At 61.7% G+C, this 24,307-nt stretch carries 20 protein-coding genes; 9 read left to right on the top strand and 11 right to left on the bottom strand.

Annotation, left to right across the window (positions count from 1 at the left end):
- The first annotated feature begins 16 nt into the window (after positions 1-16).
- The 6 genes from lipA (at position 17) to RA25_RS03735 (ending at position 7,907) form a co-directional block, all read left to right on the top strand.
- Positions 17-961, top strand: a complete 945-nt coding sequence (lipA, locus tag RA25_RS03760; protein WP_039170538.1) for a lipoyl synthase — start codon at positions 17-19, stop codon at positions 959-961.
- 25 nt (positions 962-986) lie between these two features.
- On the top strand, positions 987-2,357 hold the full coding sequence (locus tag RA25_RS03755) for an alanine/glycine:cation symporter family protein (protein ID WP_019294833.1): 1,371 nt from the start codon (positions 987-989) through the stop codon (positions 2,355-2,357).
- A 69-nt stretch (positions 2,358-2,426) separates the two neighbouring features.
- Positions 2,427-3,524, top strand: a complete 1,098-nt coding sequence (gene gcvT, locus RA25_RS03750; RefSeq protein ID WP_039170418.1) for a glycine cleavage system aminomethyltransferase GcvT — start codon at positions 2,427-2,429, stop codon at positions 3,522-3,524.
- A 21-nt stretch (positions 3,525-3,545) separates the two neighbouring features.
- Positions 3,546-3,911 carry a glycine cleavage system protein GcvH gene (gene gcvH, locus RA25_RS03745; RefSeq protein WP_019294831.1) on the top strand — a complete coding sequence of 122 codons (366 nt, stop codon included), beginning with the start codon at positions 3,546-3,548 and terminating at the stop codon, positions 3,909-3,911.
- 61 nt (positions 3,912-3,972) lie between these two features.
- Positions 3,973-6,831 (top strand): aminomethyl-transferring glycine dehydrogenase, encoded by a 2,859-nt coding sequence (gene gcvP / locus RA25_RS03740; protein WP_039170416.1) that lies wholly within the window; start codon positions 3,973-3,975, stop codon positions 6,829-6,831.
- Positions 6,832-6,902: 71 nt separating this feature from the next.
- Positions 6,903-7,907 (top strand): helix-turn-helix domain-containing protein, encoded by a 1,005-nt coding sequence (locus tag RA25_RS03735; RefSeq protein WP_039170413.1) that lies wholly within the window; start codon positions 6,903-6,905, stop codon positions 7,905-7,907.
- A 70-nt stretch (positions 7,908-7,977) separates the two neighbouring features.
- Here RA25_RS03735 and RA25_RS03730 read toward each other — a convergent pair whose 3' ends face one another.
- From RA25_RS03730 to RA25_RS03715, 4 genes are all read right to left on the bottom strand, one after another.
- The gene (locus tag RA25_RS03730) at positions 7,978-9,270 is read right to left on the bottom strand and encodes an ABC transporter permease (protein ID WP_019294828.1); all 1,293 of its coding nucleotides are present in this window, start codon (positions 9,268-9,270) and stop codon (positions 7,978-7,980) included.
- On the bottom strand, positions 9,267-10,187 hold the full coding sequence (locus tag RA25_RS03725; RefSeq protein WP_039170412.1) for an ABC transporter permease: 921 nt from the start codon (positions 10,185-10,187) through the stop codon (positions 9,267-9,269). Before RA25_RS03725 ends, RA25_RS03730 begins: the two co-directional genes overlap by 4 nt.
- A gap of 13 nt (positions 10,188-10,200) precedes the next feature.
- Positions 10,201-11,313: an ABC transporter ATP-binding protein gene (locus tag RA25_RS03720; RefSeq protein WP_019294826.1), complete on the bottom strand. Its 1,113-nt coding sequence runs from the start codon at positions 11,311-11,313 to the stop codon at positions 10,201-10,203.
- Positions 11,314-11,467: 154 nt separating this feature from the next.
- Entirely contained in the window at positions 11,468-12,592 is a 1,125-nt protein-coding gene (locus tag RA25_RS03715; RefSeq protein WP_039148653.1) for an extracellular solute-binding protein, read from the bottom strand.
- A gap of 459 nt (positions 12,593-13,051) precedes the next feature.
- Here RA25_RS03715 and RA25_RS03710 point away from each other — a divergent pair, with 459 nt between their 5' ends.
- Positions 13,052-15,487: a GcvT family protein gene (locus RA25_RS03710; RefSeq protein WP_039170411.1), complete on the top strand. Its 2,436-nt coding sequence runs from the start codon at positions 13,052-13,054 to the stop codon at positions 15,485-15,487.
- A gap of 69 nt (positions 15,488-15,556) precedes the next feature.
- Here the strand turns inward: RA25_RS03710 and RA25_RS03705 are convergent, their stop codons facing one another.
- The 3 genes from RA25_RS03705 to RA25_RS03695 form a co-directional block, all read right to left on the bottom strand.
- Positions 15,557-16,822, bottom strand: a complete 1,266-nt coding sequence (locus RA25_RS03705; RefSeq protein ID WP_039148648.1) for an ABC transporter permease — start codon at positions 16,820-16,822, stop codon at positions 15,557-15,559.
- Entirely contained in the window at positions 16,819-17,625 is an 807-nt protein-coding gene (locus RA25_RS03700; RefSeq protein ID WP_019294822.1) for a taurine ABC transporter ATP-binding protein, read from the bottom strand. The genes RA25_RS03705 and RA25_RS03700 overlap by 4 nt, the downstream gene beginning before the upstream one ends.
- A 100-nt stretch (positions 17,626-17,725) precedes the next feature.
- Positions 17,726-18,721, bottom strand: coding sequence for a taurine ABC transporter substrate-binding protein (locus RA25_RS03695; protein WP_019294821.1), 996 nt, complete (start codon positions 18,719-18,721; stop codon positions 17,726-17,728).
- A 206-nt stretch (positions 18,722-18,927) separates the two neighbouring features.
- Between RA25_RS03695 and RA25_RS03690 the strand changes: the two genes are divergently transcribed.
- A complete protein-coding gene (locus tag RA25_RS03690) occupies positions 18,928-19,899 on the top strand; it encodes a LysR family transcriptional regulator (protein WP_039148645.1) in 972 nt (323 codons plus the stop codon).
- Between the two features lie 144 nt (positions 19,900-20,043).
- The gene (gene hisD, locus RA25_RS03685; protein WP_039170408.1) at positions 20,044-21,321 is read left to right on the top strand and encodes a histidinol dehydrogenase; all 1,278 of its coding nucleotides are present in this window, start codon (positions 20,044-20,046) and stop codon (positions 21,319-21,321) included.
- Between the two features lie 21 nt (positions 21,322-21,342).
- On the opposite strand, the gene RA25_RS03680 is transcribed toward hisD, so the two are convergent.
- The 4 genes from RA25_RS03680 to nosD form a co-directional block, all read right to left on the bottom strand.
- A complete protein-coding gene (locus RA25_RS03680; RefSeq protein ID WP_039170405.1) occupies positions 21,343-21,861 on the bottom strand; it encodes a nitrous oxide reductase accessory protein NosL in 519 nt (172 codons plus the stop codon).
- Positions 21,858-22,679 carry an ABC transporter permease gene (locus RA25_RS03675; RefSeq protein ID WP_039170403.1) on the bottom strand — a complete coding sequence of 274 codons (822 nt, stop codon included), beginning with the start codon at positions 22,677-22,679 and terminating at the stop codon, positions 21,858-21,860. The genes RA25_RS03680 and RA25_RS03675 overlap by 4 nt, the downstream gene beginning before the upstream one ends.
- On the bottom strand, positions 22,676-23,572 hold the full coding sequence (locus tag RA25_RS03670) for an ABC transporter ATP-binding protein (RefSeq protein WP_039148644.1): 897 nt from the start codon (positions 23,570-23,572) through the stop codon (positions 22,676-22,678). Before RA25_RS03670 ends, RA25_RS03675 begins: the two co-directional genes overlap by 4 nt.
- On the bottom strand, positions 23,565-24,307 hold a 743-nt coding region (gene nosD, locus RA25_RS23195; protein ID WP_039170401.1), incomplete at its 5' end, for a nitrous oxide reductase family maturation protein NosD. The genes nosD and RA25_RS03670, both read right to left, overlap by 8 nt.

Below are 24,307 nucleotides of genomic sequence, written 5' to 3'. Positions count from 1 at the left end.
CCCGGAGGTCCGCCAGATGACAATCCAGCTGCGCCCCCGCCATCCGGAAAAGGCCCACAAGGCTGACAGCGCCATCCCGCGCAAACCGCGGTGGATCCGTAAGAAGAAGATCGAAAGCGCCGAGTATTATGAAACCCGCAAGCTGATGCGGGAGCATGATCTGGCCACCGTCTGCGAAGAGGCTGCCTGCCCCAACATCGGTGAATGCTGGTCCAAGCGCCACGCCACCATGATGATCATGGGCGAGGTCTGCACCCGCGGCTGTTCCTTCTGCAACGTGACCACCGGCAAGCCGGACACGCTGGACGCGTTTGAGCCGGGCCGGGTTGCAGCGGCGGTCAAAAAGCTGGGCCTGCGCCATGTGGTGATCACCTCTGTTGACCGCGATGATCTGGCGGACGGCGGAGCGGAGCATATCGCCCAAACCATCCGCGCCACCCGCCACCAGAACCCCGGCACCACAATCGAGGTGCTGACCCCGGACTTCCTGGGCAAAGGCGCGGCCGCTGATGCGGTATTCGAGGCTGCCCCGGACGTTTTCAACCACAACCTGGAAACGGTGCCACGCCTCTACCCGCGTGTGCGCCCTGGCGCGCGTTATTACACCTCGCTGCGGCTGCTGGATGACGCCAAACGCGCCAACCCGCAGTTGTTCACCAAATCCGGCATCATGGTCGGCCTGGGCGAAACACTGGAGGACGTGCGCCAGGTGATGGACGACCTGCGCGCGGCCCAGGTCGATTTCCTGACCGTCGGCCAGTATTTGCAGCCCACTCCCAAGCATCACCCGATCGACCGCTTCTGGTCGCCGGAGGAGTTTGCGCAGTTGGAACAGATCGCGCGTTCCAAGGGCTTTTTGCATGTGTCAGCGACACCGCTGACCCGCTCTTCGTTCCACGCGGATGAAGATTTTGCCGCCCTGAAAGAGGCCCGTCAGATGGCCTTGGCAAAGGGCATTTAACCTTAACGCAAGCGGGAGGAGACCCATGGAAGCGTTAAATTCAATCGTAGGAGCCGTAAACGGCGTGGTTTGGGGGCCGATGATGCTGGTCCTCATTCTCGGCGTCGGCTTCTTCCTTCAGGTCGGCCTGAAATTCATGCCGATCCGGAAACTGGGCATGGGCTTCGGCCTGATGTTCAAAGGCCGTGAAGGCACCGGCGAAGGCCAGATCACCCCGTTCAACGCACTGATGACGGCACTGTCGGCCACAATCGGCACCGGCAACATCGCAGGCGTTGCGACTGCCGTTTTCCTCGGCGGCCCCGGTGCGCTGTTCTGGATGTGGATGACCGCGCTGGTCGGCATGGCCACTAAGTATTCCGAAGCTGTTTGCGCGGTGAAATTCCGCGAGCGGGACGAAGAAGGCAACTATGTCGGTGGCCCGATGTACTACATCAAGAACGGCCTCGGCGCGAAATGGGCCTGGCTGGGTGTTGCTTTTGCCGTGTTCGGCTCCATCGCGGCCTTCGGCATCGGCAACGGAGTACAAGCCAACGGTGTGGCGCAAGTGCTGGAAACAAACTTCGGCTTCAACACCTCTGTCACCGGCGTAGTTCTGATGGTGCTGACCGGCGCTGTGATCCTGGGCGGCATCACCCGCATCGGCGCAGTGGCTGGCAAGCTGGTTCCGTTCATGGCGGTCAGCTACATCATTGCGGGCCTGATCGTGCTGGTCATCAACGCAGACGCTATCGGCGCCGCGTTCGGCTTGGTGTTCACCCATGCCTTCACCCCGTCGGCAGCCGAAGGCGGCTTTGCCGGTGCGGCGGTCTGGGCCGCGATCCGCTTTGGTGTGGCCCGCGGTGTGTTCTCCAACGAAGCGGGCCTCGGCTCCGCCCCGATTGCGCACGCAGCGGCTGAGACCAAAGGTCCGGTCAACCAGGGCCTGATCGCGATGCTGGGCACCTTCATCGACACCATCATTGTCTGCTCGATCACCGGCCTGGCGATCATCGCCTCCGGCGCCTGGACCTCGGGTGAATCCGGTGCGGCGTTGACCTCGCTGGCGTTCGAAACCTCGCTGCCCGGCTTCGGTGGCTACCTGATCGCAATCGCTCTGTCGATCTTTGCCTTCACCACCATCCTTGGTTGGTCCTATTATGGCGAGAAGTGCATGGAGTTCCTGTTCGGTGTGAAGGTCATGCTGCCCTACCGCATCCTGTGGATCATCGCGATTTACTTCGGTGCAACCGCCGATCTGGGCTTCATCTGGCTGCTGGCTGACACGCTGAACGCGATGATGGCCATCCCGAACCTGATCGCCCTGGCGCTGCTGAGCCCGATCGTCTTCAAGGTGACGAAAGAGTTCTTTGCCACCGGCGGCAAATCGGAAGAAGCCGGCCACGCTGCCGAGTAAGCTCTCCGGGAGGGCGCGTCCTGCGCCCTCCTCCACCCCGAAACCCTAGTAATTCAAAGGCTGCACAGGATGACCGACGCACCCAAACGCACCCCGCTTTATGACCTGCACGTCGAGCTTGGCGGCAAAATGGTCGACTTCGCCGGCTGGGAAATGCCGGTCCAGTATCCCATGGGCATCATGGGCGAGCACAAGCAATGCCGTGAAAAAGCAGCGTTGTTTGACGTTTCCCACATGGGCCAGGTTATCCTGCGCGGTGAAAACGTGGGCGAGAAGCTGGAAACGCTCTGCCCGCAGGCCTATGCCACCCTCAAGGAAGGCAAGGCGCGCTACGGCTTCTTCACCAACGAGGGCGGCGGCATCATGGACGACCTGATCGTCTCCAACGCTGGCGATCATTACTTTGTGGTGGTGAACGCCGCCCTGCGCCACCAGGACATCCCGCATATGCAGGCCAATCTGGACGGTGTCGAAGTAACCGAGATCTTCGATCGCGCGCTGGTTGCCGTGCAAGGCCCCAAGGCCGAGGACGTTGTCGGCGAGCTGTGCCCCGCAGCCCGTGAACTGAAGTTCATGGAGACCGCCATTGCCGAGATCGGCGGTGTCGAATGCCGCATCTCCCGCCTGGGCTACACCGGCGAGGACGGCTACGAGATCTCGATCCCGGAAGCCGACGCGATCCGCGTGTCCAAGCTATTCCTGGCCCATGACGACTGCGAGCCCGCAGGCCTGGGCGCCCGCGACAGCCTGCGCTTGGAAGCCGGCCTCTGCCTCTATGGCAACGACATCGACCAGTCGACCTCGCCGATCGAGGCGTCGCTGTCTTGGGCAATCCAGAAGCGCCGCAAGGAAGAAGGCGGCTTCCCCGGTGCCGACCGGATCCAGAAGGAACTGGCCGAAGGCGCCGCCAAGAAACTGGTCGGCATCAAGCCCGAAGGCCGTGCCCCTGCCCGCCAGGGCGTGGAAATCCAAAGCGAAAGCGGCGATACTCTGGGCGCCATCACCTCTGGCAGCTTCGGCCCCACTGTCGGCGGCCCGGTTGCCATGGGCTATGTTGCGGCGGATCACAGCGCCGCAGGCACCAATGTGAATCTCATCATCCGCGGCAAGGCGCAGCCGGCTGAAATCGTCGCCCTGCCCTTCGTTACTCAGAACTACAAACGCTAAGACATCATCAGGAGAGTCAACATGGCCACCTATTACTCTGAAGAGCATGAATGGATCACCGTCGAAGGTGACGTGGCAACCCTGGGCATCACCCAGCACGCCGCCGACCAGCTGGGCGAAGTTGTTTTCGTCGAACAGCGCGAAGCGGGTGAAGAGTTCGAAAAAGGCGGCGAGATCGGCGTCATCGAGTCGGTGAAAGCAGCCTCCGAAATCTACGCGCCGCTGGACGGCGAAGTGGTCGAGGTGAACGAAGCCCTGGCTGACAACCCCGGCGCCCTGAACGAAAGCCCGGAAGGCGACGCCTGGATCTACAAGATCAAGCTGTCGGACGCGTCGCAGCTGGACGATCTGATGGATCTGGACGGCTACAAAGCCCTGATCGGCTAAGCACCCCCTCCCCGCCGGAACCGTCCGGCGGGGTCCATTGCCCCAGACAAGGACCTCTGTAATGGCCTTCAAACTTACCGATTACGAAGCCTATGACTTCGCCAACCGGCGCCATATCGGCCCGTCTCCGACCGAGATGCGGGATATGCTGCAGGTGATCGGCTTCAAAACCCTGGACGAGCTGATCGACGCCACCGTGCCGCCCGCCATCCGCCAGAAAGAGGCGCTGGACTGGGGCCCGGCAATGACCGAGCGCGACGCCCTCTTCCACATGAAGCAGGTGGCCTCCAAGAACAAAGTGCTGACCTCGCTGATCGGCCAGGGCTACTACGGCACCACCACCCCGGCGCCGATCCTGCGCAACATCCTGGAAAACCCGGCCTGGTACACTGCATATACCCCCTATCAGCCGGAAATCTCCCAGGGCCGTCTTGAGGCGCTTCTGAACTTCCAGACGATGGTCAGCGATCTGACCGGCCTGGATGTTGCCAACGCCTCGCTGCTGGACGAAGCCACCGCCGCTGCCGAAGCCATGGCAATGGCGCATCGCGGCTCGCGCTCCAAGGCGAACAACGCGGCCTTCTTCGTCGACAAGAACTGCCACCCGCAGACCGTCGCCGTGATCCAGACCCGCGCCGAGCCTCTGGGCATCGACGTGGTGGTTGCCGATCCGGACGAGCTGGACCCGGGCGCGGTCTTCGGCGCGATATTCCAGTACCCCGGCACTTACGGCCACGTGCGCGATTTCACCAAGGAAATCGAAGCCATTCACGAGCACAAGGGCATCGCCGTTGTCGCCGCCGACATCCTTGCGCTGGCATTGCTGAAGTCGCCCGGCGAAATGGGTGCGGATATTGCCATCGGCTCCACCCAGCGTTTCGGCGTTCCGATGGGCTATGGCGGCCCGCACGCAGCCTACATGGCGACCACCGACAAGCTGAAGCGCGCCATGCCCGGCCGCATTATCGGCGTGTCGGTCGACGCCCGCGGCAACAAGGCCTACCGCCTTGCGCTGCAGACCCGCGAACAGCACATCCGCCGCGAAAAAGCCAACTCGAACGTCTGTACTGCTCAGGCGCTGCTGGCTGTCATCGCGTCCATGTATGCTGTCTACCATGGCCCCGACGGCATCAAGGCGATTGCCCAGTCGGTGCACCGCAAGACCTCGCGCCTGGCTGCTGGCCTGGAAGAGCACGGCTTCAAAGTGCAGCCGGAAGTCTTCTTCGACACGCTGACAGTTGAAGTTGGCCCGCTGCAGAAAACCGTCATGGAAGCAGCGGTTGCCCGCGGCGTGAACCTGCGCAAGATCGGCGACAGCCACGTCGGCATCTCACTGGACGAGCAGACCCGCCCGGAAACCATCGAAGCCGTCTGGGGTGCCTTTGGCATCGACAAGAAAGACGACAGCGTTGCCAACCGAGCCTACCGCCTGCCGGACTATGCGCTGCGTGAAAGCGAGTATCTGACCCACCCGATCTTCCACAAGAACCGGGCCGAGGCAGAAATCACCCGCTACATGCGCCGCCTGGCCGACCGCGACTTGGCGCTGGACCGTGCAATGATCCCGCTGGGATCCTGCACCATGAAGCTGAACGCGACCATCGAAATGATCCCGGTCACCTGGCCGGAATTCGGCAACCTGCACCCCTTCTGCCCGGAAGACCAGGCACAGGGCTACCACCAGATGATCGCCGATCTGAACGACAAGCTCTGCCAGATCACCGGCTATGACGCGATCTCCCAGCAGCCGAACTCCGGTGCGCAGGGCGAATACGCGGGCCTCTTGACCATCCGCAACTATCACGCAGCCCGGGGTGAAGCACACCGCAACATCTGCCTGATCCCGACCTCCGCGCACGGCACCAACCCGGCATCGGCGCAGATGGTGGGCTACAAGGTGGTTCCGGTGAAGTCGGACGACAGCGGCAACATCGACGTCGCCGACTTCCGCGCCAAGGCCGAGGAGCATTCCGCAAGCCTCGCGGCCTGCATGATCACTTACCCGTCGACCCACGGCGTGTTCGAGGAAACCGTTCAGGAAGTCTGCCAGATCACCCATGATCACGGCGGTCAGGTCTACATCGACGGCGCCAACATGAACGCCATGGTGGGCCTCGCGCAGCCGGGCAAGATTGGCGGCGACGTCTCGCACTTGAACCTGCACAAGACCTTCTGCATTCCGCATGGCGGCGGCGGCCCCGGCATGGGTCCGATCGGCGTCAAGGCGCATCTGGAAGAGCACCTGCCGGGGCACCCGGAGTACGGCACTGCAGTCGGTCCGGTTTCGGCGGCTCCGTTCGGCTCGCCCTCGATCCTGCCGGTCAGCTGGGCCTACTGTCTGCTGATGGGCGGCGAGGGTCTGACCCAGGCGACCAAAGTTGCGATCCTGAACGCGAACTACATCGCAGCCCGTCTCAAGGATGCCTACAAAATCCTTTACACCTCGGAAACGGGCCGTGTGGCGCATGAGTGCATCCTGGACACCCGCCCGCTGAACGATGAAGGCCACGTCACCGTGGACGACATCGCCAAGCGTCTGGTCGACTCGGGCTTCCACGCCCCGACCATGTCCTGGCCTGTGGCCGGCACGCTGATGGTGGAACCGACCGAATCCGAGCCCAAGGATGAGCTGGACCGCTTCTGCGACGCCATGCTGTCGATCCGCTCGGAGGCGCAGGACATCATCGACGGCAAGATCGACCCCGAAAACAACCCGCTGAAGCACGCGCCGCACACGGTGCGCGACCTGGTGGGTGAATGGGATCGTCCCTACAGCCGCGAACAGGCCTGCTTCCCGCCGGGCAACCTCGGCGTCGACAAATACTGGCCGGCCGTGAACCGGGTCGACAACGCCTATGGCGACCGTCACCTGATCTGCACCTGCCCGCCGATGTCGGACTACGAAGAAGCTGAAGCCTGATCAAACAGGCTTTCTGCCCCGCCGGCCTGTCCGGCGGGGCACCCCGCATGACCCGCTCAGAGGAGAGAATGATGTCCCGTCTCGAACCGCTGATCGTGCCAGCGCCCCGGCAATCCGCTGACAGCGCGGCACAGGCCCGCTTCCACGATGTCGAAATCATTCTGCCGCAGCCAGATTCCCCCGCCGCGGCCCAGATGATCTGCGAAATCTTCCGCGCCGCCAATGATCTGTTCCCCGACAGCGGCTACCGCACCGCCGTGCGCAATCTGGCCTCGCATATGCGTACCGTGCCGGAGGGCTGGAAACCGCAGACCGTCATTTTCCTCGGTGGCATTTCCAGCCGCTGGCCGCTGAACTCCGGCGAGAAAGCCAGCCTGCAGCGGATCTGCCGCCAGGCACAGCGCTGCCTGTTTGCCGGCAGTGCCATTTTCCTGCTGCCGGAAACCGGCCTGAATGCCGCTATCGAGACCGCGGTACATACAAATTTTGCCGCCGCCGCGGAAGAGGAGCAGATGATCTGCGCTCCGTCAGGCACGTTGACCACCTCGGCAGGCCGCATCAGCACAGCGGTCAGCAGTTTCGCTGCGCTGCGCGTGCTTGCGGCTTTCCTGCGCGCTGACCGCGGCGCCTTCATCGCTGATGCAGTCTGCGACTACCTGGGCCTTGCCTTTGGCCCGGCCTCTGAACAGTCCAAGGTCTCCTTGCAACTGCGTCAGACAGCCGGCGGCGACGCGCTGGTGGTCAAGATCCTCGACCTGATGCAGCAGAACCTGGAAGAGCCGCTGTTAATCCGCGACATCGCTCAGCAGGCCGGGGTTTCTCCGCGCAAGCTGGAACGCCGCTTCCAGCAGAAAGCACAGACCAGCCCGCTTGCGGCCTACCGAAAGTTGCGCATCGAAAAGGCGCGCCAGCTTTTGTTGCACACCACCCTGCCGCTGGCCGAGATTGTGGCCGCCACCGGCTTTGGCTCGCGCAGCAGCCTGACGGAATGGTTCAAACGTGAGTACAAAACCAGCCCGCAGGCATTCCGCAAACAATATTATGCTGACCGGCATCCGGCAGGCTCGCTGGCCTGAGCACAGCCGGTCCTGGCAACTGAAAAGGCGGCCCCTTCGGGCCGCCTTTGGTGTTTCAGGGCAGAGGAGTTCAATTTCCGGAGCCGCTGTCCTCGCCGTCGCCTGACAGGGCGTTCGGATCAAAGACATTGCCGAAGCCGGAGTTGTTGCCCTGAGGCGCCTGCTCTGCCTCAGGCTCTGCCTCGCCTTCACCCGACAGGCTGCCCGGGGCAAACACACCGCCAAAGCCGGAGTTGTTGCCGGAGCCGGTGGAGGGCGCGGTTGGTTCAGGGGCTTCGCCCTGCTGTTCCTGCAACTGCTGGCGGCGCAGTTCGCGCTGGCGGCGCAGTTCCTGGATGCGCTCTTCGGTCTCCAGGCGCTTTTGCTCCTGCACGTTGGCGATACACTGCTGCGGGCTGTAAACCGTTGCGGTTCCGACAACCGCAACTGTTACACAGGCAACAACCACAAGCGCTACCGCAGCAGCATTTGAGCTGAGGAAACCTGGAAGCCGCAGCTTGCCGCTTTCCAACTCTTCCACGGTCGCCTTCTTGCGCGCCTCGGCCACCAGCTGCTTGCGGCGGATGCTGGCCTCGTTGAAGAGCGCCGCAAAGACCGTCAGCACCACGATGATAAAGGCCAGGGCCGAGATCGCGGGCGTGATGCCGTAACGCACTTTCTGCGCCAGCTCGATGGTCAGCGTCGGGTATTCACCGAAGGTGAAGGTGGTAGTGTTGTAGTTCTCAAAGCTCGCCAGGAACGCCAGCACCGCGGCAGAGGCGATGGCGGGCCGCATGAACGGCAGCAGAACCTTGCGGAAAGCCTGAGCATGGGTGGCCCCCAGATCCAGCGCCGCCTCTGTCAGGGCGATGTCATAGCGCTGCAGGCGCGCCACCAGCACCAGCATGCAATAGCTGGCGATGAAGGTGGACTGACCGATGATGGTCAGGAACAAGCCGTTCGACAGGAAGCTGTCGGCGCCAAGCCCCAGCATCCGGTTGATCCGGTCCCAGAATACCAGCGTCGAGATACCCAGCACCACGCCGGGAATGAGGATCGGCGCAATGATCACCGTGTAATAGGTGGCCCGCAGTTTGGGCCATATCTGGGTGAGCATCAGCGCGCCCGCCAGACCCATCGCCACCGACAGCACAACCGTGCCCGCCCCCACAAGGATCGAGTTCCAGATACCGTTCAAAATCCGCTCGTCCTGGAACAGGGCCGAGAACCACTCAAACGTCAGGCATTCCCAGGGGGTCATCCGCGGGAACGATGGCGAGTTGAAGGCGGTCGCCGACATGATCACCAGGGGGCCCAGCAGATAGGCAAAGAAGATCGCCAGATAGACCCAGAGGCTCAGGCGCATAAAGGTGAAGTTCTTCATTTGCCGATATCCCCCATGTTCACCTTGAACAAGCGCATGACCGCCAGCACCAGCAGGATACAGGTGACCAACAGAACCACCGCATAAGCAGCACCCTGCGGCCAGTCGGAATTGTCATTGAACTGCTGATAGATCAGCTGCGTGAACCACAGGGACGACGGGCCGCCGAGGATCTGCGGCGCCGCCAGTGCGCCCGCCGACAGCATGAACACCATGGTGCAGCCCGAAGAAATCCCCGGTTTGGCATAGGGAATGACCACCCGGCGGTGGATCATCGGCCAGCTGGCGCCCATATCGCGCGCGGCCTCAATTTGGTTGCGGTCAAGGCTCTCGATCACGTTGTAGATCGGGAAGATCATCAGCAGGATGTAGGCGTAGCCCAAGCCTGCATAAAGCGCGATGTCATTGCGGATGAAGTCGAAGGGCGTGTCGAAAACACCCAAGCCCACCAGCATGTTGTTCAGCACCCCGGTCTCGCCGAAGATGATGCGCAGTGCAAAGGCGCGCAGGATCTCGTTGATCCAGTACGGGATGATCAGCATCAGCGCGAAGATGCGGATATGGTTGCCCTTGGTCTGAGCCAGGTAATATGCGATCGGATAGCACAGGATCAGGTTGAAGATGGTGACGCAGACCGCCGCTACCAGGGTGCGGAAGAACACCTTGAGGTCGACCGCGTTATAGTCTTGGCTGCCGCCCTCCGGGCCGTAGATCAGGTATTTGTAGTTCTCCAGCGTATAGACGTCCTTGGGTCCGCCGATCTCCGGCGGCGGCAGGTTGGGACGGAACGAGAAGTCGAGCATCGACAGCTGCGGCAGAATGATGAGGCCAATGGTCCAGAACAGGACCAGGCCCAGCATCAGACTGCCCATGCCGACGCCGTTGCGTTTGAAAAACTCCCTCAGGAAGCTTGGCATGGTTTGGGCCTCCTTATTCCGCGGCCAGCTCACCGGCGGGAACACAGACGGCGTTCTTCGTCTCGTATTCCAGGGTGATATTCTGTCCGGTGTGATCCTCAAAGGACTGGCCCAGATTGGGGATGGAGACCTTCAGCTCCTTACCGCCGTCGCCTTCCATGAAAATGTTGAAGACGTTGCCCTCAAACTCCTCGTGGTTGACCTTGGCCGTCACGAAATGGTCACCGGACGCGCCTTGCGGCGCCAAGGCAAAGGCCTCGGGGCGGATGAACATCATTGCATCGTCGCCTTCCTTCATCCTGCCCTGGTTGGCAGTGGAGATCCGCGCCACCAGTTCGCCGGAGCGGTTGGTCGCGATCAGAGCTTCATTGCCCATAACGCGCTTGACCTTGCCGCGGAAGACGTTGTTTTCGCCGACGAATGACGCCGCAAATGCGGTTGAGGGGTCGTTGTAGATGGTCTTGCCATCGGCGATCTGGTCAATGACGCCCGCCTTCATCACCGCGATATTGTCGGACATGGTCAGCGCCTCGCCCTGGTCGTGGGTGATGTAGATGAAGGTGATGCCAACCCGCTGCTGAATCTCGCGCAGCTCGGTGCGCATGTGCTGGCGCAGCTTGAGGTCCAAGGCCGACAGCGGCTCATCAAGCAGCAGCACATCCGGCTCTGCGCAAAGGGCGCGCGCAATCGCCACCCGCTGGCGCTGGCCGCCTGACAGTTCGGAGGGCAGCTTGTCGCCCTGTCCCGGCAGTGCGATCATGTCCAAGAGCTCATCCGCGCGCTTGCGGCGTTCCTTGGCAGAGGCGCCCTTGATTTCCATGGAAAAGGTGATGTTTTCCCAGATCTTCATCAGCGGGAACAGCGCCAGATTCTGGAAAATCAGCGCGGTCGGGCGTTTGTTCGGCCCGATCCCCTTCATGTCATTGCCGCCGATCAGCACACGGCCGTCGCTCGGATCCAGAAAGCCGGAAACCGCGCGCAGGATCGTGGTCTTGCCGCAGCCCGAAGGCCCAAGGAAGGAAAAGAAATCCCCCCCATTGATGTTCACATTGGCATCTCGCACGGCGACAAAGTCACCGAAACGGATCCAGAGATTCTCGAGATCAACGCCGACCCCAGCACTCATTTGGCTTCTCCCCAGGGTGCAGGTCCCCAATCCGGTGGCAAGCCACCGGCCCCGCTAGGCCTGCTTCCTGTTTCTATTCTTTTGTGATTGCGCCGCGCGGCACATGGCTGACCCCCGGAAAAGATCCGGGGGCCAAGTGTTTCAGGCGCAGTTGTTACGCGCTTTTGAACTTGTTGACGAACTCGGTGCGCACGTCGGCGTACCAGGGCGCCTCTGCCGGCCAGGGGTTCAGGTTGGCCAGCGAATTGCCCGGATAGGCCTCGGCAAAGTTCTTCTTGTAGACGTCGCCGGAGAAGCCGTCTGCGCCCAGCACCGGCGAGTTATATCCGTGGCTGTCGATTGCCTTGCCTGCAGGCTCCTGCTCGTATGCATAGGAGATGAAGGCATAGACCTGCTCTTCGTTCTGCGCGCCCACCGGCATCGAGATGCCGTCAACCCAGGCCATCGCGCCCTCAACAGGCGCCTGATAGTGCACCGGCTCGCCTGCGGATTTCAGCGCCAGCGGCGGGCCGTCCCAGGTCTGGCCGACCACCACGCCTTCGTTCAGCAGGCCGTTCTTCTGAGTATCGGCATCGTTCCAGATCAGCTTGATCCGGTCCTTGCGCGCCACGCACCAGTCAGTAACCTGGCCCCAGACTTTGCGCATGGTTTCTTCGTCGTCATAGGCAGCCCAGATCGAACCCGGCTCCATCTCGCCCGAGGCTTCCATATAGAGGCCTGCGCCCAGCATCATCGAGTGCGCCCGGCCCATGGTCTTGCCTGCATTCTCTTCGGACCAGACGTCGCCATAAGACGGCGCATCGCCTTCCGGCAGCCACAGGTCGGTGCGGTAGGCGATGCCTTCGGTGCCCCAGATATGCGGCAGCCAGTGCACACCGCCACCGCCGAAGTTCCAGGCATCCGTGCCGATCTTGGCCATAGCCGGGTTCACCGCGTCAATGTTGACCTTGCTCATGTCAAACGGCTTCAGCAGTTCCAGCGGCCCCCACTGCAGCGAGCGGTTGTTGGTCGGCGAAACGATGTCGAACCCCTGACCCTTGGTGGCCTTCATCTTGTTGATGATTTCTTCGTTAGACCCGATGCCGGTGTAGTTCACCTTGATGCCCGTCTTGGCTTCAAAACCGGAAATGAATTCCGGCGGCAGGTAGTCCGACCACATCAGGATGTTGATTTCGCCCGAAGACGCCAGCGCGCTTTTCGAATAAAGCGGGGCTGCCAGGGCGGCGGCGCCGGCACTTTTCAGAATGCTCCGCCGCGTCAGCTTACCAGTGTTTGTCATTGATCCAATTCTCCCTTTGGACTGTTAATTGTTGTTCTTGTTGTTTCAACAGTGAAACCTTGCGAAGGCTTGCCCGCCTCCAACAGTGACAGTTTTCAAAAACGATAAGACCAGATCACCCATCAATTTGCGCAACATGGTGCCAGTTTTGGCACGATTTGAGAACACCCGCGACAAAACCGCGATGAGAAACTATCTCTGTAGTAGCACTCTGCGCGCCGCGGGGCGGGCCGTCAACGCTCCTGCGTCTTAGGCCAGCAGAAAGCTGTATCACTCCGGCAGGTAAAAACATCGTGACACAGCTGAGCGTTAACGGAATGCCTCGCTGGCAGTGGCGCTGCGGTATCTTTCAATTTCGCTCAATTCCGCATTCGTTTTTCTGCGAATTCCGGAACGTTGCCTTGCCGCCGCTGCCGTCCTGCGGCCTAGTCGATACGATACTGTTGGGAGGCCCACTTCATGAAATCGCGCACCAAAGTTGTGGTGATCGGCGGCGGCATCGCTGGTTGCTCCACCCTCTACCACCTTACCCAGGAGGGCTGGAGCGATGTCGTTTTGGTCGAACGCAACGAATTGACCAGCGGCACAACCTGGCACTCGGCAGCCCAGGTAACGAATTTCGGCATGAACCAAACGATGGTTGGCCTGAAAAGCCACTCCATCGCGCTCTACAAGAAACTGGCGGATGACCCGGAGTACCCGATCAATTACCACCATGGCGACGGCGGCATCCGCCTTGCCAACACTGCCGAACAAATGTGTGGCTATCGCCACTTTACCTCGATGGCCCGCGGCATGGATGTGCACTTCGAGGTGATTGATGCCGAGGAATGCGCCCGTCGCCACCCGCTGATTTCAACCGTTAACCTGGCCGGCGGGTTGTGGGATCCGATGGACGGCGACATTGACCCGGCGCAGCTATGCCAGGCGCTGGCCTATCACGCCCGCAAGGCAGGCGCTGAGGTCTACCGCAACACGCCTGTGACCGCACTTACCCAGCACAAGGACGACACCTGGACCGTGCACACGGAACACGGGGGCATCGACTGCGACATCGTCGTAAACGCCTGCGGCTACCGGGTGAATGAGGTCGGCGCGATGATGGGGGTGCACCACCCCGTCGCGTCGATGGAACACCAGTATTTCCTGACCGAAGACATCCTCGGAATCGTGGAGGCAGGCCACCGGATGCCGCTGATCCGCTGCCCGATCTCCGACTATTACTGCCGCCAGGAAAAGAACGGCCTGCTGATCGGCTTCTACGAGCAGGATTGCAAGACCTGGGGCATGGACGGGATCGACCCGAACTTTGTCAACGCGCTCTGCCCAGATGATCTGGAGCGGGTGATGGATGTGCTGGAGGGCGCGTTCGCGCGGATGCCTGCGTTGCGCGAAACCGGCATCCGATCCATCGTGAACGGCCCGATCACCTATACCATCGACGGCGCGCCGCTGATCGGCCCAATCCCGGGCAAGCGCAACGCTTTCTGCGCCATCGGTTTGCGCGCAGGACTGGGTGAAGGGGGCGGCCACGGCTGGCTTCTGGCGCAGATGATCGTGCATGGCGAGGCCTGCTACGATACCTGGTGCATCGACCCGCGTCGCTTCACGGGCCATGCCAACGTGGAGCTGACCGCTCTGAAGGCTATTGAGGACTATCAGAACGAATTCCGTTTCCACTTCCCGCATGAGCACCGCCCGGCAGGCCGTCCGGCCAAGACCACGCCGCTCACGCCTGTGATGGCCGCGGAGGGCGCTGAATTCACCGTGGTGAACGGCTGGGAGCGGGTGGACTACATCAAGCCCGCGCCAGACTTTCACCCTTCACTCACCTTCAGCTTCGATGAGGCCTTCAACGTAGTTGCCGCCGAAGTAAAAAACGTGCAGGAAAACGTGGGCCTCTGTGAGGTTAGCGGCTTCAACCGGTTCGAGCTCACCGGCGCCGACCGCCACAGCTTCCTTGATCGCATGTTCTGCGGCACCGTCAACAAACATTCAGGACGGGTTGGCCTCGGCTATCTGCTGAACCACCACGGCATGATCAAAAGCGAAGCCACGATCGCCAACTTGCCCGCTTCTGACCGGGGGCCGGAGCGAGTCTGGTACGGCTCTGCAGCCGCCAGCGAGTTCCACGACATGGATTGGCTCAGCCAGAACATCCAGCCGGGGGAAGACGTGCGCATCCGGTCCTTGACCAATGACCAGACGATCCTGGTTCTGGCCGGCCCCCGGGCGCGGGATGTGCTTTCGGACTGCGCCCGGGGCAGCTGGTCGGCTGAAGCCTTCCCCTGGCTGTCGGTACGGGAATGCTTCATCGGAATTGCCCCGGCCACGGTGATGGGCGTCAGTTTCTCCGGTGAGCTCGCCTATGAAATCCACGTTCCCAATGCCTCGCTCTATGCTGCCTATCTGGCCTTGCGCAAAGCTGGAGAGGCGCACGGCCTTAAACTTTTCGGCGCCCGTGCGGTCGAGTCGATGCGGATGGAGAAGGGCTTTCTGCACTGGAAGGCCGACCTGATCACGGAGTTCGATCCCTTTGAGACGGGGCTGGACCGTTTCGTGAAGCTGGAGAAAGGTGATTTTATTGGCAGGAAAGCCCTGCAGAAACGCCAGGCAAAAGGTGCGCGCAAGAGGCTGGTCACTCTGAAGGTGGAGGCCAGCCATGCTCCGGCGCATGGCGGCGCGTCGCTGGTTCAAGGGAATAAAGTTGTGGGCACTGTGACCTCCGGCGACTGGGGCCACAGGGTAGGGATGAATCTGGCCTATGCCTTTGTGGATCCGGAACTTGCCGCGACCGGCAGCGCCATGCAGCTTGATCTGTGCGGGGATCTGGTTGCCGCTACGGTTATCGCTCCCTCCCCATATGATCCAGGATTTGACCGCATTCGCAGCTGATCCTGTGCTGAACAGCAAAACGCCCGGGACCGTCCCCGGGCGTTGTTATTTTGCGCTGCAGTTTTCAGGTCAGCTTCGGCCTTTCCACGGCACCAGCCAGTTCTCTGCCTTGCGCATCAGGATATCAATGCCGTAGCCGATAATACCGATCAGTACGATGCCCATAATCACGATATCCGTGAGCTGGAACTTGGACGCCGCAATGATCATCATGCCGGCGCCTTTCTGCGCTGCAACCAGCTCAGCCGCCACAACCGTGCCCCAGCAAACCCCCATTGCAACCCGCGCGCCGGTGAAGATTTCGGGCAGAGAGTTCGGCACGATGACATGGCGCATGATCTGCCACTTTGAAGCGCCCAGCGAATAGGCCGCATGGATTTTGGAGATGTTCACGCCCGAAACCCCGGCACGCGCCGCAATGGTCATGATCCAGAGCGCCGCCAGGAACAGCAGAACGATCTTGCCGGTCTCCCAGATGCCAAACCAGATGATGACCAGCGGGATCAGCGCCAAAGGCGGCACCGGCCGCATGAACTCGACAATCGGATCGAACCAGCCGCGGAACCAGCCGGATAGCCCCATGGCATAGCCTAGCGGGATACCGACTATGGCGCCGGTCACAAAGCCCGCCACAACCCGCAAGAGCGACCAGCCCAGGTGCTGCCACAGCGAAAAATTCTGATAGCCCTCACTGGCAATCTCAAAGAATCTCGACACCACGGTTTCCGGGGCCGGCAGCCAGATCGGGTTCATCTGCATGCCGCTGTCCGGAGTAAAGCTGATTGCGCCCTTTCCGGTCAGCGTCACGGTGCCGTCTCCTGTGTCGACCGCGCCGCCAATCGCAATCGGCTCTCCATTGATCGCCACGATCTTTGCGCCGTCCCGGCGTTTGGCCTCGTCATTCTTGTCAAACAGCAGCGTGGTTGAACGCCCTGCCTGGGCCGCCAGCGCATCATTCGCGGCAAAGCCGCTGCCGCCCTCGACTTCGAACTTCTCGACGTCCTCGCCAAATCCGAAGACCCGCACGGTGACATCTGCGTCATCCGTGGCACCATCCGCGTTTTCCAAGGTATACGTGAATACAGTTTCGCCGGTGAATGGCCCGGGAACGTGAATCGGGAACAGCTTGGAGCCGGTAAACGCCGCCCAGATTACGAAAATCACCAGAACCGATATGATCGACGCCGCACGGTCCGGCGTGACCGCGCTTTCGTCGCCGAAGGTCACGGTCTTGAGGCTGGTGAAGTCCTGCCTCGACTGCATTCCTTTGCGGATAACCTGCACCAGGAAAAAGGCACCGGCAAACAGCGCGATGTAAAACAGAAGTACGCTCATGCCACTTGCTCCGTCCGGCCCATGATCTCCTCTTCCATCTCCCAGATCATCGAGAGGATCTCATCCCGGGTCTCGGCAAAACCTTCGGATTTCTTGACGTCGCGCAGGTCCGCATTCACTCCGCGCTCAGCAAAGGGTAGTTGGTACTCGCGGTGAATCCGGCCGGGCCGCGGCGCCATAACGATCAGCCGCTCGCCCAGCAGCAGCGCCTCCTCTACCGAGTGGGTGATCAGGATGATGGTCTTTCCGGTCTCCTTCCACAGCTTCAGCACCAGACCCTGCATCTTCTCACGCGTCAGCGCGTCGAGCGCACCCAGAGGTTCGTCCATCAGGATCACATCCGGCTCATTGGCCAGGCAGCGTGCCAGCGCCACACGCTGCTGCATGCCGCCCGACAGCTCGTAAACCGCCTTTTCCTTGAAATCCTGCAGGCCGACGATTTCCAGAAGATGGTCGGAGATCTTCTCCCGCTCCGCCTTGCCCATCCCCTTCATCCGGGGGCCAAATTCCACGTTGTCGCGCACGTTCATCCATTCGAACAGTGCGCCTTTCTGAAACACCATGCCGCGTTCAGCGTCAGGACCAGTCACCACATGGCCGTTCAGCTCCACCTCGCCTTCGGTGGGGGCCAGGAACCCGGCCAAAATGTTCAGCAGCGTGGTCTTGCCGCAGCCCGACGGTCCCAGCACCGACAGCAGTTCTCCCGCCTGCAAATTCAATGAAACGTCTTTCAGCGCCTGAACCGAGCTGCCATTGGGCAGATCGAAACGCATGGAGACACTCTTGATGTCCAGTCCCGACATCGCTTCCCCTTCCTGTTAGCGCCAGTTTGCAGCCGGTCTGCAAATGCGGATGCGGGCGGCCCGGGATCCGGGCCGTCCGCCTTAGTCAAAACATGACGGCTCAGTTCAGAGCGGCTTCCAGAGGTCCGCTGTCCACGGCACCGTCATAGGAATCCAGCGCCGCTTCGATGCTGCCCGCATTCACGAACACATCCGCCACACCCTTCATGAAGTTCTGCGCGCCGCCGCCCAGCCACTTCTCGGATAGCTGATCCTCAGCCGAGGGGAAGCTGAAGGTTGCGATGGTGGCCTCGGCATCGGCCAGGTCCATACCTGCGTCCTTGGCAATCACCGGCAGCATCTCATCCTTGCTGTCGCCCGCATTCCACATTGCATTGGCATCTGCGGTCACTTTCAGGAACTTGCTCAGAAGCGCACCCTCATCCGCAATGAAACCTGCCGGCGCGCTGGTCACGTCAAATACCAGAATGCCCAGTTCTTCTTTCTCGGCGCCGGTCAGCAGAACATTACCATGCTCCACCATCCGCCGCAGCGCGCCGCCCCAGCCGCAAACCATGTCCAGGTTACCCTGGGCAAATGCCGCTGCGCCATCGGCAGGCGCCATGTCGACGATCTCCATCGAGCCAATATCAACACCGAAGTGCGCCATCTGCGACAGGAAGCCGTAGTGCGCGGCGGTGCCGATCGGTACGCCAACCTTCTTGCCGTTCAGTTCGCCCGCGTTGGTCTTGTCGATCTCCAGCGCTTCAGCCACTACGCAGTTGTCGTTGTCAGAGTAGCTGACCGCCACATCCACCGTCTGGATGTCTTGACCGGCCGAAGTCGCAACTACAAACGGCGGAACGCCCTGGCTGACGGCAATCTGCACATCGCCTGAGGCCATCGCCGCAGACATTGCGGTGCCGGTGTCAAATGAGACCCAGTTGATCTTTACACCCATCTCTTCTTCGTAGGTGCCGTTGGCCTTGGCAAACTGGAAGGGCATCGGCCATTCCAGGAAATAGGCCACGGTAATCTCATCCAGAGCTGAGGCCTGTGTTGCTGAAATCGCGGCTGCGGCTGCGCAGGCTGTTGAAAGCAGATACTTTTTGATCATGTTTTTGGTTCTCCCAGTTGTCACGCCTGACCCGTTCTATGCGGGCCTTAAGGCTCTAATTTTTGCACGGCAAACCTTATCCGGGAAGAGAATTCGCTGTAGAATAAAATTACTCATGCACGGAAAGTAAAACTCAGTTTCGATTTTTTCGGATGTGTTGGCGCATTTCTGAGGATAGCATATGCAAACCCTAAGGAGGGCCGCATATGCAAAAAACGCTGAGCCTGCGCTGGCTGGAAGTTTTTCAGCTGATTTCGAAGTCCGGGTCTATACAAAAAGTGGCAGCAGAAACCGGGCTCTCGATCAGCACCGTGTCCAATCATCTGCGCAGCCTGGAAAGCGCGCTTGGCGTTGATCTGGTGGATCACACACGCCGTCCGATGGGTCTGACACCCGCAGGCGTGGTCTTTGCCCGCTATGTCTACGACGGGCTGATGACGCTGAGGCGGGGCGAAGCAGAAATACGCTCCGGCAGCTGGCAGCACGCAACCGATCTGCGCATGGCCCTATTGGATGACTTCGACAATGAAGTCGGCCCGGAGCTGTTCCAGTTCCTCTCCACCGCGCTGCCCCGGTGCAGCTTCCGGCACTACACCCGCCCCAGCCATGAGATCATCGAAAAACTGCAGGCGCAGAAACTGGATGCAGGCGTTGCCACCCGCCCGTCCGGGCTGCTCCCTGATCTGATCGAATACCCGCTGATGCGCGACCCGTTCATTCTGGTTGTCCCGGCAGGCTATTCCGGCAGCGTCGAGGATCTGACCAAGGCTGACGCGCCGCTGCCCTTCTTGCGCTATTCCCGCGACCACACAATTGGCAAGCAGATCGAAACCCAGCTGACCCGGCTCAAGATCGCTCTGCCCAACCGCTTTGAACTGGAATGCAACCAATCCATCATAGGTCTGGTTTCCGAAGACAGCGGCTGGACCGTCACCACCGCCGCCAGCTACCATCGCGCCCAGCGCTTCCACGACAAGGTCAAGGTCGTGCGCTTTCCTGGTAAAAGTTTTGCCCGCACGGTGTCGCTGTTTACAACCAGCGTCTACCCCGCGGCCACTTCCCAGCTCATTCATGAAGCCCTGCAAAAGTCACTGCGCCTGCATTTCACCGATCCGATCACCCAGCGCTTTCCCTGGCTGGGCGAAGAGTTCCGGACCCTGCCGTCGGGCGCCGGCTGACCGCTATTGCTATTCGAAACAAACATCCGTGTTTTTCGAAACCCGCCGGCCACGGGTTGACCATGAAGCCTGTCAGCAGCTGTCTTAGGCGCAATCCGCGCCGTGCGCTCCCCGCGCATTCTGCGGCCCTTCGAGGAACATGACATGGCAATCACTTATTTGAAAAAGGCCCAGGCACGTCCTGCCACCGAAAGCAGCGACATCCGCGATACCGTTGCAGTGATGCTGGCCAATATCCAGCGCGAGGGCGAGGAGGCCGTGCGCCGCTATGCGGAAAAGCTGGATGGCTGGACCGGTCCGATCGTGGTCACAGACGCCCAGCGCCGCGCCGCTTGCAACCGGGTATCGCAGCAAACCAAGGACGACATCCAGTTTGCCCATGCCAACATCCGCCGCTTCGCCGTGGCGCAGAAATCCACGATGGGTGAATGCGAGGTGGAGGTGATCCCCGGCCTGATCGCAGGCCAGAAGCAGATCCCGGTATCCAGTGCCGGCTGTTACGTGCCGGGCGGCCGCTACAGCCATATCGCCAGCGCGCTGATGACCATCACCACCGCCAAGGTGGCAGGCGTGTCCCACATCACAGCGGTGTCGCCGCCGCGCCCCGGCAGCGGCATCCCCGATGCTATCGTCTATGCCATGGACCTATGCGGCGCAGACCTGATCCTGAACCTCGGCGGGGTGCAGGGCATTGCCTCCATGGCCCAGGGCCTGTTTGGCGCCCAGCCTGCCGACATTCTGGTCGGCCCCGGCAACTCCTATGTGGCAGAGGCCAAACGGATGCTGTTCGGAGAGGTTGGCATCGACATGTTTGCAGGTCCAACCGACTCGCTGGTGATTGCCGACCACACCGCCGATGCAGAGACCGTCGCCTGGGATCTTGTCAGCCAGTGCGAACACGGCGCCGACAGCCCGGTTTGGCTGATCACCACCAGCGAACCTCTGGCAACTGGGGTCATGGCCCGGGTACAGGGCCTGATCGACAGGCTGCCTGAACCCAACCTTTCCGCCGCCCACCGCGCCTGGCACGAACGCGCAGAGGTCGTTCTGTGCGAAACCCGCGAGGAGGCCGCCCAAGTGGCCGACCGCTATGCACCCGAACATCTGCAGGTGCAGGCCGAAGACCTAGATTGGTGGCTCGACCGCCTCTCCGCCTATGGCTCGCTGTTCCTGGGCAAGGAAACCACGGTATCCTTCGGCGACAAGAGCTCAGGCCCCAACCACGTACTGCCGACCAGCGGCGCGGCGCGCTATACCGGCGGGCTGTCAGTGCACAAGTTCACCAAGACCGTGACCTGGCAGCGCTGCAACGCCGCCGCCTCGCATGAACTGGCCCAGCGCACCGCGCGGATCAGCCGAATGGAAGGAATGGAAGGCCACGCCATCGCCGCCGAAATGCGGCTGATGCCCGAGACGGTTTAATACCTTAGGGAGGCGCCGTTCTCAGGACGGCGTCTCCAGTTGCTGGTCCAGATCAACCGGTCCAAGCACCGCCTCGTCCGGGATGCTGTCAAACCCGGCAACAGTGCCCCCATACCGCTTGGCAAACCGCGCAGCTTCTTCCGGCGAGGAAAATGGCACAACCTCCGGCGCGCCCATGCCGCCAGCGGCGTTGGATCCGACCACGAAATGCGCACCCTTGGCATCAATCCAGTTTTCAGTGCCGGGATGTTCCCAGCTTCGTGCTGCACCCATGTCGCTCACATATATCGCGGTGATCTCCGCATCACGTTCCGGGCTTTTCACATAGGCCGCCAGATCGCGCACCTGGGCAAAGAACAGCGGTGTAGGGAAACCGTCCAGATGGATCTGCCCCTTGGGTCCGCCATGTTCAGCCACATTCATCTGGCAGAAGTAGCTGAGCGCCGCTTCGGTCAGCTCCACCGGCGCAGGCGGCGTCTTGGCCTCCTCCTCCTGGCATGCGGACAGGACCAAGGCAGCCGCAAGGATCAGGCGTTTCATGGCTCCACCCTCCGGAAGGCGGCACAGGCCAGCGTAAAGCCCAGCGCGGGCCACAGCAGCAGCGACAGCGGTGCGGCCCAGCCGGGCAGCGCACTGGCAGCCCCAGCCATGCCGCTGGACAGGGCCACGCTTTCGGAGGCTGCGACATTCCACAGCCGGAACGCATCCGCCGGGTTGGCAACCATCACCCAGGGGAAAATCTTCTGGGTAAAGACCCCGCCGCTGTCCATCACCACGGCCCCGAGCAGTCCCAGGTCATAAAGCACCACAAACACCAGCCACACGCCCGCAGACAGACCCGCGGCAGCTGTTGCACTGCTGCTGAGCGCCGACAGCGCATAGCCCAGCACCAAGAACACCGCACCCAGCAGGATTGATGTCAGCACCAGCCGCCCCAGCGCCATAAAGCTCTCTGTACCTGCACCGCCGAACCAGGCGGCCACGGCCCCTGCCGCGCCAAAGCCGATGCACATGGCAACAGACAAGGCGGCCAGATGCGCCATCAGCTTGCCCAGCAGGATCTCCGCACGGCCCGCAGGATAGGCCAGGAGCAGGGCAAGACTGCCCCGGTCCCGGTCGCCCGCCACCGTGTCAAATCCCATCATCAGAGCCAGGAGCGGCGCCAGGTAGACCGACAGCGTGGTCATCGAGGCGACCGAAACGGTCAGCATATCCACCCCCAGCGTTCCCGTCGGCGCCGATCCGGCAAAGGACAACGCCAGCGCAAAGGCCAGCATGATCAGCGTCGCCATGAAAAGCCAGCGGTTGCGGCGCAGAATCAGCATCTCGGCGCGGGCAATGGCAAAGGCACGTCTCATTTGCGGTCCTCCCCGGAGTAATGGCGATAGAGGTCTTCGAGCCGCGGCGGCACCATGTCGATATCGGCCACCGCATCGCCCATGGCTGCGATCTTGCGCAGCTCGGCCATTTTGTCCTGCGGTGAACACAGGACCTCGACCGAGGCGCCGTTGATCCGCCGCCCGCCGGTCTCTGTTGCGATCCGGTCGGCGTGCGCGCCGCTGGCCTGCACCCGCAGCTTGACCGGCAGCCCGGCCTGGGCCGACAGGCCCGCCAGCGTGTCATCCGCCACTTTCACACCCTTGCGCAGAATGGCGATACGGTCGGTGCGCGCCTCCACCTCAGTCAGCGCGTGGGAGGCGATCAGCACCGCCGCGCCCTGTTCGGCCAGCTCGTTGATGATGGCATAAAGGTCCTGGCGCGAGATCGGGTCCAGCCCGCTGGTGGGTTCGTCCAGCAGCGCCAATTTCGGGCGGCCCAGCAGCACCTGCGCCAGCCCCAGCCGCTGCCGCATCCCCTTGGAATAGGCGCCGATGCGGCGGTGCATTGCCTCGCCCAGCCCGACCCGTTCCAAGAGGCCCTCGATGTCAGCGCGTTCACCGGCAAGGCGGGCAAACAGCGCCAGCTGTTCATGCCCGGTCAGAGCCGGGTGGAAACTAACCGCCTCTGGCAGAAAGGCAGTGGCCGCCCGCGCCGCGGCGCTGCCGGGCGCCGCACCGCAAATGCGGATGCTTCCGCCCTCATGCCGGATCAGGCCCAGCACCGCCTTGATCATCGTCGACTTGCCCGCGCCGTTGTGGCCTAACAGCGCCAGCCGTTCGCCCGGCGCGATGTCCAGGTCGATGCCATGCAGCACTTGTGTCTTGCCTCGGAACTTGTCCAGCGCGCGGATCTGCAGCGGAGAGTTATCCATCCTGTTCAACCTTTCTGGCGGCCCCAGGCCGCTCTGGCCGCATCAGCGGGTGGCTGTCGATCACCCCGCCGGGCAGCAGCGCCGGGAACGCCGACTGCGACCAGCGCACCAGCTGCACCGCGGGCGATCCCATCAGCAGTTTCGCCGCCGGCTGTGTCCACAGCACATGGTCCATGCTGTCATTCGGACGGTAGGGCGCATCGGCGATGCCATCCCCGTCCACGTCGAAACCCGCGAAGTCGGACCAGTAGTTGCCCTGGCCGGCCTCGCTCCACTCCACCCATTTGGTGGAGACAAATTTCACCTGATGCCGATTGCCGACAAAGGCGTTGCCAACCATCCGGTTGCCGTCGCTGCCCGCGGTGAAGTGGATGCCGATGCCGCAGCCCTCGAACCAGTTGCCGGAGAAATCATTCTTGTGCGCGTTGTAGAGGAAGGTGCATTTGTCCTTGGCGCCTTTCACATAGTTGCCGCGCACCTCGCCCTGGTTGGCATAGTTCAGCATCACCCCGTGATCGCGGTCATTCAGCGAGACATTCCCGGTCACCTTGACCCGTTTCGAGAACATCACCGCATAACCCAGGTGATTGCCGATCGAGACATTGCCCGAAACCTCGGAATTATCGGCGTACATGTAATGCACCGCGAAACGCAGGTCGCGGAACAGGTTATTCGTAAACGCATTCTTCTTGGAACTGTTCACAAAGATCCCGTCGCGGCCGAAGCGGATATCGT

The sequence above is a fragment of the Leisingera sp. ANG-S5 genome, assembly GCF_000813925.1.
Taxonomy (GTDB): domain Bacteria; phylum Pseudomonadota; class Alphaproteobacteria; order Rhodobacterales; family Rhodobacteraceae; genus Leisingera.
This window is presented reverse-complemented; position numbering and strand designations above follow the sequence as displayed.

Bases quoted from the DNA above. Each gene is read 5' to 3' on its own strand.
- RA25_RS03680 (WP_039170405.1), bottom strand. From the start codon at position 21,861: ATGAAACGCCTGATCCTTGCGGCTGCCTTGGTCCTGTCCGCATGCCAG.
- RA25_RS03720 (WP_019294826.1), bottom strand. From the start codon at position 11,313: ATGAGTGCTGGGGTCGGCGTTGATCTCGAGAATCTCTGGATCCGTTTC.
- RA25_RS03710 (WP_039170411.1), top strand. From the start codon at position 13,052: ATGAAATCGCGCACCAAAGTTGTGGTGATCGGCGGCGGCATCGCTGGT.
- gcvH (WP_019294831.1), top strand. From the start codon at position 3,546: ATGGCCACCTATTACTCTGAAGAGCATGAATGGATCACCGTCGAAGGT.
- lipA (WP_039170538.1), top strand. From the start codon at position 17: ATGACAATCCAGCTGCGCCCCCGCCATCCGGAAAAGGCCCACAAGGCT.
- gcvT (WP_039170418.1), top strand. From the start codon at position 2,427: ATGACCGACGCACCCAAACGCACCCCGCTTTATGACCTGCACGTCGAG.
- RA25_RS03715 (WP_039148653.1), bottom strand. From the start codon at position 12,592: ATGACAAACACTGGTAAGCTGACGCGGCGGAGCATTCTGAAAAGTGCC.
- RA25_RS03700 (WP_019294822.1), bottom strand. From the start codon at position 17,625: ATGTCGGGACTGGACATCAAGAGTGTCTCCATGCGTTTCGATCTGCCC.
- RA25_RS03670 (WP_039148644.1), bottom strand. From the start codon at position 23,572: ATGGATAACTCTCCGCTGCAGATCCGCGCGCTGGACAAGTTCCGAGGC.
- RA25_RS03730 (WP_019294828.1), bottom strand. From the start codon at position 9,270: ATGAAGAACTTCACCTTTATGCGCCTGAGCCTCTGGGTCTATCTGGCG.
- RA25_RS03705 (WP_039148648.1), bottom strand. From the start codon at position 16,822: ATGAGCGTACTTCTGTTTTACATCGCGCTGTTTGCCGGTGCCTTTTTC.
- RA25_RS03755 (WP_019294833.1), top strand. From the start codon at position 987: ATGGAAGCGTTAAATTCAATCGTAGGAGCCGTAAACGGCGTGGTTTGG.
- hisD (WP_039170408.1), top strand. From the start codon at position 20,044: ATGGCAATCACTTATTTGAAAAAGGCCCAGGCACGTCCTGCCACCGAA.
- RA25_RS03725 (WP_039170412.1), bottom strand. From the start codon at position 10,187: ATGCCAAGCTTCCTGAGGGAGTTTTTCAAACGCAACGGCGTCGGCATG.
- RA25_RS03690 (WP_039148645.1), top strand. From the start codon at position 18,928: ATGCAAAAAACGCTGAGCCTGCGCTGGCTGGAAGTTTTTCAGCTGATT.
- gcvP (WP_039170416.1), top strand. From the start codon at position 3,973: ATGGCCTTCAAACTTACCGATTACGAAGCCTATGACTTCGCCAACCGG.
- RA25_RS03735 (WP_039170413.1), top strand. From the start codon at position 6,903: ATGTCCCGTCTCGAACCGCTGATCGTGCCAGCGCCCCGGCAATCCGCT.
- RA25_RS03675 (WP_039170403.1), bottom strand. From the start codon at position 22,679: ATGAGACGTGCCTTTGCCATTGCCCGCGCCGAGATGCTGATTCTGCGC.
- RA25_RS03695 (WP_019294821.1), bottom strand. From the start codon at position 18,721: ATGATCAAAAAGTATCTGCTTTCAACAGCCTGCGCAGCCGCAGCCGCG.